The sequence below is a fragment of the Microcoleus sp. C2D2 genome, assembly GCF_036702495.1.
GTDB lineage: Bacteria > Cyanobacteriota > Cyanobacteriia > Cyanobacteriales > Microcoleaceae > Microcoleus.
On record NZ_JAUBTO010000399.1, the window covers coordinates 1 to 1,320 of the forward strand.

Below are 1,320 nucleotides of genomic sequence, written 5' to 3' on the forward strand. Positions count from 1 at the left end.
TTGAAATACTCACCGGCCTGAAGGCGCGGTGATTCTTGACGCTTCATCGGGTTCTGCTACCGAAATAGTCTGACAATCCCGAGCGCGTCCATAAGCGAGTCGTGGCGATTCCCCATCCCGACTTGAGCTATATTTCTAGCCGCATTTTCATCTCTATCCTGCTCGGTACCACAATTCAAACAGAGCACGCTCGCGAATAGATAAATCGATTTTACCCCACTTGAAACCACAGTCCGAACAGACCTGGCTGGTGGGTTCCCATCGACTAATCACCTTGAACTCTCTGCCAAACTTTTCAGACTTAGCTTCGCACAAAGTCCTGAATTCTCTCCAACCTTGCAAGCTGATTACTCTAGCAAGTTTGCGGTTCTTAACCAGGCCCGACACATTTAAATCTTCCCAAACAATCACTTGGTTTTCGTTGACTATTTTGGTCGATAATTTGTGTATAAAATCTTTACGGACATCAGAAATACGATTATGAAGCTTGGCGATCTTGATTCTAGTTATATTCCTTCTTTTGGAGTCATGAGGTTGGCGAGCTAACTTGCGTTGCAGTTTGCGAACTTTCCGGTCTAGTTTTTTATAATTAGGACTTTCGGCTTTGGCGCCATTACTCATTACCGCAAAGGTTTTAATCCCTAAGTCGATACCAATACTTGGATGCAAAGCCTCGGATTGAACTGGTTCGACCTCTACAACAAAGCTTAAGAAATAGCGATTAGCGCAATCCTTGATTACCGTGACCGAGCTAGGTGCTGACGGCAACTCCCTAGACCATATTGGCTTGACAATTCCAATTTTTGCTAAGTAAACGCCACCGTTTTTCTTCAGGGAAAATCCACGAAGGGTAAATCTTGCCGATTGACGGCTTGTCTTTTTTTTAAACCTAGGATACCGTACTTTTTGCCCTTTTCTTTTCCCTTTGTAGGAATCAAAGAAATTCTTAAAAGCCGTTTCTAAATCGGTTACAGACTGTTGCAAGGGAACGCATGACACCTCTTCGGGCCAAGTCCTTTCCTCAGTCTGTTTTGCCCCAGTTATTACTATTTTCTGAAGTTCTGTCGATTTCGGCTTTTTTTCAGATTGTTTGCAAAGTGCAAGAGCATCATTCCAGACAACGCGAACGCAACCGAATAACTGAGCCAAGCTCTGTTTTTGTTGGTCGGTCGGATAGATTCTGTACTTGTACCTTGCTTTCATTGTTTACTATTGCTTGATTGCTTTATTGTACCATGTATAATCAATACAATTAACAGAAAATGAAGAGAATCAAAGCCGTCCTATAAGGACGGGGCTTCAGACCCAGTTCTTTGGTGA

The 1,320-nt window shown here is 43.2% G+C and carries 1 protein-coding gene; it reads right to left on the bottom strand.

Going from position 1 to position 1,320, the window contains the following annotated elements:
• Positions 1 to 153: 153 nt before the first annotated feature.
• Positions 154 to 1,203: an RNA-guided endonuclease TnpB family protein gene (locus tag QUB61_RS39495; RefSeq protein ID WP_333136939.1), complete on the bottom strand. Its 1,050-nt coding sequence runs from the start codon at positions 1,201 to 1,203 to the stop codon at positions 154 to 156.
• Between the last annotated feature and the right edge of the window lie 117 nt (positions 1,204 to 1,320).

Coding starts and splice junctions, on each gene's coding strand:
- QUB61_RS39495 (WP_333136939.1), bottom strand. CDS start 1,203: ATGAAAGCAAGGTACAAGTACAGAATCTATCCGACCGACCAACAAAAA.